Annotated in this window: 8 protein-coding genes and 1 pseudogene; 5 read left to right on the forward strand and 4 right to left on the reverse strand. The window is 52.8% G+C overall.

The genetic code is table 11. The annotated features are described in order from the left end of the window. From ABJQ89_RS13885 to ABJQ89_RS13900, 4 genes and pseudogenes are all read right to left on the reverse strand, one after another. Positions 1-217, reverse strand: a pseudogene (locus tag ABJQ89_RS13885) (AAA family ATPase); the annotation flags it as partial. Positions 218-265: 48 nt separating this feature from the next. After that, positions 266-1,390 (reverse strand): hypothetical protein, encoded by a 1,125-nt coding sequence (locus ABJQ89_RS13890; protein WP_348496786.1) that lies wholly within the window; start codon positions 1,388-1,390, stop codon positions 266-268. Beyond that, positions 1,387-1,737 carry a hypothetical protein gene (locus ABJQ89_RS13895; RefSeq protein WP_348496787.1) on the reverse strand — a complete coding sequence of 117 codons (351 nt, stop codon included), beginning with the start codon at positions 1,735-1,737 and terminating at the stop codon, positions 1,387-1,389. The genes ABJQ89_RS13890 and ABJQ89_RS13895 overlap by 4 nt, the downstream gene beginning before the upstream one ends. Continuing rightward, a complete protein-coding gene (locus ABJQ89_RS13900; protein ID WP_348496788.1) occupies positions 1,738-2,814 on the reverse strand; it encodes a hypothetical protein in 1,077 nt (358 codons plus the stop codon). It abuts the gene before it with no gap. 163 nt (positions 2,815-2,977) lie between these two features. On the opposite strand from ABJQ89_RS13900, the gene ABJQ89_RS13905 reads away from it, so the two are divergent. The 5 genes from ABJQ89_RS13905 to ABJQ89_RS13925 all read left to right on the forward strand — a co-directional run. Then, positions 2,978-4,099: a serine/threonine protein kinase gene (locus ABJQ89_RS13905; RefSeq protein ID WP_348496789.1), complete on the forward strand. Its 1,122-nt coding sequence runs from the start codon at positions 2,978-2,980 to the stop codon at positions 4,097-4,099. A gap of 108 nt (positions 4,100-4,207) precedes the next feature. Beyond that, positions 4,208-4,804, forward strand: coding sequence for a TetR/AcrR family transcriptional regulator (locus ABJQ89_RS13910; protein WP_348496790.1), 597 nt, complete (start codon positions 4,208-4,210; stop codon positions 4,802-4,804). 93 nt (positions 4,805-4,897) lie between these two features. Beyond that, positions 4,898-5,572, forward strand: a complete 675-nt coding sequence (locus tag ABJQ89_RS13915) for a PspA/IM30 family protein (protein ID WP_348496791.1) — start codon at positions 4,898-4,900, stop codon at positions 5,570-5,572. Between the two features lie 50 nt (positions 5,573-5,622). Continuing rightward, entirely contained in the window at positions 5,623-5,901 is a 279-nt protein-coding gene (locus ABJQ89_RS13920; RefSeq protein WP_348496792.1) for a hypothetical protein, read from the forward strand. Between the two features lie 123 nt (positions 5,902-6,024). Continuing rightward, on the forward strand, positions 6,025-7,439 hold a 1,415-nt coding region (locus tag ABJQ89_RS13925; RefSeq protein ID WP_348496793.1), incomplete at its 3' end, for an NAD-dependent succinate-semialdehyde dehydrogenase.

Consider the following 7,439-nt stretch of genomic DNA (forward strand, 5'->3'; position numbering starts at 1 on the left):
CCTCAGAACGCGCGGTTGACCGTGTCACCAAACCCGGAGTGGTCGAACGAAACCGCCGCCGCGTTCCAATACCCGCCGACTTCTCCGCAACAGCGCTCTCGCGCGCCTTCGCAATGCGGGGCGTATGATCAAACCCCTGCAACAAGGCCAAAGCCGCCGGATAGTGCTTTTGAATATCCGCTTCACGCAATTCCATTTGATCCGCTGTCACACTCATCGCATTCTCTCCAAATTCACCTTTTTAAAATATCCCCGCCGGAGGCACTCAACGTGCGCTTAAAACGCGTCCGCTGGAACTCACCACGAACTTGCGCACAGAGGCAAAGCCAGGCGGATCTTTCTCTTCCAAAACTTGATAGGGGCGCTGGGGCAAAATGATGCTGCGCTCCATACGCGTCGCGCCCGTATCCGCACCACGCCCCGCGAAGGGATCCAGCGCGAAAACCTCGCGATCCACAGTGCCGAACCAACCAGACCGTTCCTGCTCCACACGTTCGCTTTCCAGCTCCTCGCGCGTCCACGCAAGCGCCCAATCTTCGCCCTCTGGTGCCTTGGCCTCGTCCAGAACTGCGCGCAGCGGTCCTGTCTGTTTCGTATACCCGCTCGAATACATCGGACCGAGATGGAAACGACGCAAGCTCTTGGGATGCAGATCGTCAAACGTCTCGTCAAAGCCTTTGGCAATCGTAATCAATTTCAAACCCGCCAAAGCCTGCCCCATCAAATGCGCCTGCGCTTCGGGCCAACGATATTGATCCTTGGGCAAGGCCGTGCGCCCGCTGTCTTCAAGCTCCATCAGATAGACGACGGGCAGGTTCACCTGACTATCGTAGACCGCCCAATGGATCAGAAACTTGCGACGACGATCGCTGATATTCTCGATCCAAATGCATTCGGGATCATTCTGCGCCCAGAACAATTCACCGCGCACCAATTCTTCGTAGTAGAGCCGTTGGGACAAAGCGAATTGCAGCTTCGTCGGCAATTCGCGATCCCCAACAATGCGGCGCACCATCTGTTCTTTGTAAGCTTGCACCGACGGCATGTTCGCCAAATGCTTTTCCGCCTGAGAGGCATCATTGGCCATGGTCAGCAATTCGCGATGCACAGGAAACCCGCTTTCGCGCGTGTCCATCGACAGCGAGCCAAGGAACTGCCCCGTCTCACGTCCCACGAGCAGGTATTTCATGCTCAGCGCACGGAAGGTAAACGACAGCTTCGCAACATAACGCGTGATGACTTCCACATCATCCTTGCTCAGCCGCCCCTCCGCCTGCATCACCGCCGCCACACGCGTCAAATGCTGCGTGATATTTCCGAATTTGCGGAAGTAACGGCGCGAGGCGAATTCATCGCTGAGGCCAGCGTGGTCTTGGGACGGGTCAGTCATTGGTTTTCTGCTTTTGCCAAAATCCTAACAAGATCCAAGTCAGAGCCTTGTTCGTTCACATGAAGGACCCACCGATTTACTCTCGATAATTTCGAGGATTGGAACAACCAATGCATTGTCATGCCCCTATCTTGAGCCAAAGGATCATTGAGTTTAAACAATACAGTAAATCGAAGAAACCATCGCATTATCGGCAAAATGAAACATAATGCTCCGAACGGTATTAAATAGGCTAAGACACTGCCTAACTCGCCGCCAAAAACACCGGATTTATCGGCAAACCAAGCCAAAAAGAAAATCGACGCGCCGGCACCCGCAATCAACAATTGCTGATGAGTAAACTTCACTTACCCACCATACGCGTTGCTGTCATGCTTCTCCACGATCTGCGCAAAACGTCGTGCGAAACGCTCATCCGCTTTCGCCTTGGCTTCCAAAACATCACGGGCAAAGACCATGTGATCCTCGTGCGCTTCCATCATGTCGGCCATACGTTGGTTCGTTGCCGTGCCAATTGCCGCCATCGCGGTTTGCGCTTCTTGATCTGTCTCAACACCAATCTCGTTGATGCGGTGCGCGACGTCTTGTTGCTGCGCGGTCTTCAAGGATTTGGTCAGCGCGTCATAAAGAACAACACGTTGCTTCGTGTCTGTTTGCAGCTTGTTGATCAGCACCATTTGTGTCGCCGCTTGGTTCTGCAATGAATCGATCCACGTTTTACCCTTCTCGATATAACGCTCCAACGTTTGGCTCTTGGCGAGCTTGACCTGCTCCTCCTGAACCAACTCGTTGTACTTGGCGTTCATGTCTGCCAGCTCTGTTTCAAGCTTCGTACGCGCGGCTGCGTCTTGCTCTACCGCGATCTTCCCCTCAAGCGCGATGATCTTCGGATCAGCCGCCATGATCTGCGCTTTCACGTCTTCCAACTCACCCACGGTGAATTCACGCTCATCCAGCGTTTCGGCAAGGTTGGCTTCCACCTTCACCTTTTGCTCATTGAGCACGCCAAGCTGCCCTTCCAGAAGCTTGGTGATCACGTCGGACTTTGAAATCAGGTCCTGCAATTTGTCATCGATGGACGCAGAGCGCACGCGCTCCTGACGCATCGCATCGGACTTAGCACCGGCAAAGATACCAACGAATTTCTCCCAACCCGTCTTGTTGCGCATCTCGTCAAAATCTTTGGAGAAGGCAGCCGTCACATCGTCCAGCCCCATAATCAACTCTGCAATGTTCGCGTTCATCACGTCCGTATGCGCGTGCACATCTTCGAGGTTTGCATTCTCAATGTCGATCATCGCATCATCGCCCGCTTTCATCTTCGCGCGCGCGGTTTCGATACGACTGGTCAGCTCGGAAATCTTGGATTGCGCCTCAGCAACTTGGCTTTGCGATTCCGCCACCTGGCTTGCAAAATCTGACATAAAAACTCTCCCGTCTAAAATAGTATTGTCTTTTATATAGGCATGTTAAGTGAATTTACATCACCCAGCGCCGTAAGATTCTTGCAGAGTGTCGCAAAACTCGTAGCTGTTGGGAAGGCGCTTGGCTAAGAATGAGCGAAATGCATACGAATGGGGACGATTTATGAGCTGGTCAGCAGACAAAACCGAAGTCAAAAGCTGGAACGAATGGGATACTTTGCGACACGTCATCGTTGGCCGTGCTGACGATTGTCACATTCCGCCCGAAGAACCCGCTCTTGACGCAAAGGTTCCAGAGGACAGCGACATGCGTGGCCAATGGGGTCGGCGCCCGCAAGAAACCATTGATCGCGCGAATGAGCTTTTGGACAATTTCGCCAATCAACTCAAAGCGCGCGGCATCCGCGTGGACCGCCCAACCTCCATAGATCATTCAAAGCCTGCAACGACGCCTGACTTTCATACGGAAAGCCAATTCGGCTGCATGCCGCCCCGCGACGTCCTTCTAACCGTCGGGAGCGAGATGCTTGAAGCGACAATGTCCTATCGTTGTCGCTGGTTCGAATACCTGAACTACCGCCCCTTGATGCAGCAGTATTTCAATGAGGACCCAAACTTCCGTCATGAAGCCGCACCAAAACCGCGCCTGACGGATGCGGATTATCACCCTGATTACCTCAGTGAAAAAATCGGTGATGCAAAACGGCTTGAATGGGCCGCAAAGAAATTCTTTGTGACGACCGAAGAAGAGCCGTTGTTTGATGCTGCGGATGTTTTGCGCTTTGGTCGTGACCTTGTTGTGCAACACGGGTTTACGACGAATGAAAAAGGCATCGAATGGCTGCGTCGCCATTTCCCTGATCACCGCGTGCACACGGTGAACTTCCCCGGCGATCCTTATCCGATCCACATCGATGCGACGTTCACTCCACTGCGCCCCGGCTTGATCCTAAACAACCCCCAACGCCGCCTACCAGACGAGCAACGCGCAATGTTTGAAAAGAACGATTGGGAAATCGTCGATTCCGCGCAGCCTGCACACAACACCCCGCCGCCACTGTGCTATTCTTCTACATGGCTCTCGATGAACGTTCTGGTGCTCGATCCGAAAACCGTCTGCGTTGAAAAATCCGAAGTCTACCAAGCCGAACAAATGGACAAGCTCGGCATGGAAGTCGTCGAAGTGGAGCTGCGCGATGCCTATGCATTCGGCGGTGGCCTGCATTGCTGTACAGCCGACGTCTACCGCGACGGCGACTGCGAAGACTACTTCCCGAACATGTAAGTGCCTTAAGGTGCGTGATTGCACGCACCTTACCCGCCATTCAACAACATCTGCATTGACGTTTCTCTGAACTCGGTTATCCGTGAACGCAGTTCAAGGAAGCTATCAATGACGACGAAAACTCAAAAACGCCGCGACGAACTGCGTGAGCAATTAGTAGACATCGCAGAAAAGATCATCGCCAACGAGGGTCCTGCAGCAATTAAAGCGCGCAGGCTTGCGGATGAAGCCGGTTGCGCGGTTGGGGCTATCTACAACGCAGTTTCTGATCTTCAGGACATCGTCATCGCAGTGAACGGGCGCACGTTCAAAGCCCTTGGCGAAGCTGTCGCCCAATCGCTCGTCGGGACGACAGGAAAGTCACCAACTGAGCGTCTTATTATCATGTCCTATGCTTACATGAATTTCGCATCAGAAAACCCTGCTGCATGGCGTGCGCTTTTTAGCCTGCGTATGTCCACTGATATGGACGTCCCCAAATGGTACCTTGCCGAACTGGAGCGTTTGTTCGGTTTCATCGGTGGCCCTGTTAGCGAGTGCTTCCCTGACTTTACCCCAAAAGACGTCGCCTTGATGACTCGCAGCCTGTTTTCTGCAGTGCATGGAATCGTTTTACTGGGCCTTGAGAATCGAATTTCTGGTGTTCCACGCGAAGATCTCGAGCGAATGATTGCTCTTTTATTAAGGAAATCCACCTCTTTCTAGAAAATCTGAACGACGTTCACGTTTTTTCTTGAACAGCGTTCATGGCGTTGCTATATCAATTTCATGAACAACGCTCACGAAAAGGAAACGGTAATGATTTCGATGATGAAAACACTTTTCGCCGGCGCAAATTCCCGCGCAGAAGATCGCCTCAAAGATACATTTGCACTTGAATTGATTGATCAGAAAATCCGCGAAACAGAAGTGCAGCTCAAAGCAGCTAAAGCAACGCTTGCCTCTTTGATGCAGCGCCAACGTGGGGAACAGCGCCAGTTCGATGGTTTACAAACCCGTATCGCAACGTTGACCGAGCGCGCCAAAGACGCGTTGAACAATGATCGTCAGGATTTGGCGAATGAAGCAGCCAACGCAATTGCGACTATGGAAAACGAAGCAACCCTTCGTAGCGAAACACTGAACCGCTTAGAGCAACAAACGCTGCGCCTTCGCACCTCTGTAGAAGCCGCGCATCGCCGGATCATTGATCTCAAGCAAGGTGCAATCAGCGCCAAAGCGATTAAGCGTGAACAGAACATCCAATCGAACCTGCGCACAACGATTGGCCGAACCTCTAGCGCCGATGAGGCAGAAGATCTGATCGCCCGTGTCGTTGGTAAAGATGACCCGTTCGAGCAATCGGAAATATTGTCAGAAATCAACGCGTCCCTTGATCACAGCAATCTTGAAGACCGCATGGCCGCCGCAGGGTTTGGCGATACGACCAAAACGACCGCCGCAGATGTCTTGGCACGTCTGTCACAAAAGTAACCAACACCTTCTCCCAAAATTATATAACTTTCTAAAAGGAACACGATCCAATGACCCACAATGATGCTGCAGATAACGGACTTATTACCCTCTTTAACGGCGCAGGTGTTGTCGCCTCCTATGTTCTCTTGGGGTTGTCTCTTTGGCTTTCAACAGAAGTACCACTCGCAACCAAAGGTTTCTGGGGTATTGGTATTCTCTTGCTTACTTTGAGCCTCGTAAATTTTGTAAAGTATCGCTTTGACAACCAGCAGCGCGTTGATCGCATCAACCGCATCGAAGAAGCCCGTAACGAAAAACTCTTGGAAGAGCACATCACAGATATCTAATCTGAAAAGCCCCTTAAGAAAGAAGCCGCTTGCGAGATTCGTAGGCGGCTTTTCATATTCTATGGACAAGCCGCCTGTCCCATGCTCTGAGATATTCCTAAATCTGCAATCATGGAGGCGACAATGCTGGATACACCGACGGACCTACTTGGACTTTTGAAAGACCCATCACTGCTCGCCACCAAGGCCTATATCGGGGGTCAATGGATCGATGGTGAAAACGGCGCAACGTTTGATGTGGTCAACCCAGCGCGCGGCGATGTCATTGCCAAGGTTGCAAACCTCAGCCGCGCTCAGGTCGCAGGTGCAATTGCGCAGGCGGAAACTGCGCAAAAGGAATGGGCCAAGAAGACCGGCAAGGAACGTTCTGCGATCTTGCGCAAATGGTATGATCTGATGATGCAGCATCAGGATGATCTGGGCATCATTCTAACCGCTGAACAAGGCAAACCGCTGGCGGAAGCGAAGGGCGAAGTCGCCTATGGCGCATCCTTCATCGAGTTCTTCGCGGAAGAGGCCAAACGCATCTACGGCGAAACCATCCCTGGTCATCAGCCCGACAAACGCATCACCGTGATCAAGCAACCTATCGGCGTTGCTGCTTCGATCACGCCTTGGAATTTCCCGAACGCGATGATCACGCGCAAGGCAGCCCCTGCGCTTGCCGCTGGGTGTTCCATGGTGGCGCGCCCTGCCGAAGACACCCCGCTGTCCGCACTTGCGATGGGCGTTTTGGCGGAACGCGCTGGCATTCCGGCAGGTGTGTTGAACATTCTGCCGTCAACGCTCTCCAGCGAAGTTGGTAAAGAGTTTTGCGAAAACCCGAGCGTGCGCAAACTGACGTTCACCGGCTCCACCGAAGTGGGCCGTATTCTGATGCGTCAAGCGGCGGATCAAGTGATGAAATGTTCCATGGAACTTGGCGGCAACGCGCCCTTTATCGTGTTTGACGACGCCGATCTGGACGCGGCCGTTGAAGGCGCGATCATGTGCAAGTTCCGCAACAACGGTCAAACCTGCGTCTGTGCCAACCGCATTTATGTGCAGGCAGGCGTCTATGACGCATTTGCTGAAAAGCTCGCCGCTCGCGTCGGCACTATGAAAATCGGTGACGGCCTCGAAGCAGGTACCGATTTCGGCCCACTCATCAACGACAAAGCCTCAGTCAAAGTGAATGCTCATATTGCTGATGCTAAGGCTAAAGGTGCGACCGTCATCTTGGGCGATGACAGCGGTAACCTTTCTGGCAACTTCATTGCGCCAACCATCGTGACAGGCGCGACCAAGGATATGGCTGTGTCGACTGAAGAAACCTTTGGCCCGCTTGCCCCGCTCTTCAAATTTGAAGATGAGGACGAGGTAATCGCATTGGCGAATGATACGATCTTCGGTCTGGCATCATATTTTTACGCCAAAGACCTGAGCCGCGTTTACAAGGTCGCCGAAGCCCTGGAATATGGCATCGTCGGCGTGAACACTGGTATCATTTCTACAGAGGTTGCGCCCTTTGGCGGTGTCAAACAATCCGGTCTTGGCCG

This window comes from Planktotalea sp. (genome assembly GCF_039984035.1).
GTDB lineage: Bacteria > Pseudomonadota > Alphaproteobacteria > Rhodobacterales > Rhodobacteraceae > Planktotalea.

Coding starts and splice junctions, on each gene's coding strand:
- ABJQ89_RS13890 (WP_348496786.1), bottom strand. CDS start 1,390: ATGACTGACCCGTCCCAAGACCACGCTGGCCTCAGCGATGAATTCGCC.
- ABJQ89_RS13900 (WP_348496788.1), bottom strand. CDS start 2,814: ATGTCAGATTTTGCAAGCCAGGTGGCGGAATCGCAAAGCCAAGTTGCT.
- ABJQ89_RS13905 (WP_348496789.1), top strand. CDS start 2,978: ATGAGCTGGTCAGCAGACAAAACCGAAGTCAAAAGCTGGAACGAATGG.
- ABJQ89_RS13910 (WP_348496790.1), top strand. CDS start 4,208: ATGACGACGAAAACTCAAAAACGCCGCGACGAACTGCGTGAGCAATTA.
- ABJQ89_RS13915 (WP_348496791.1), top strand. CDS start 4,898: ATGATTTCGATGATGAAAACACTTTTCGCCGGCGCAAATTCCCGCGCA.
- ABJQ89_RS13920 (WP_348496792.1), top strand. CDS start 5,623: ATGACCCACAATGATGCTGCAGATAACGGACTTATTACCCTCTTTAAC.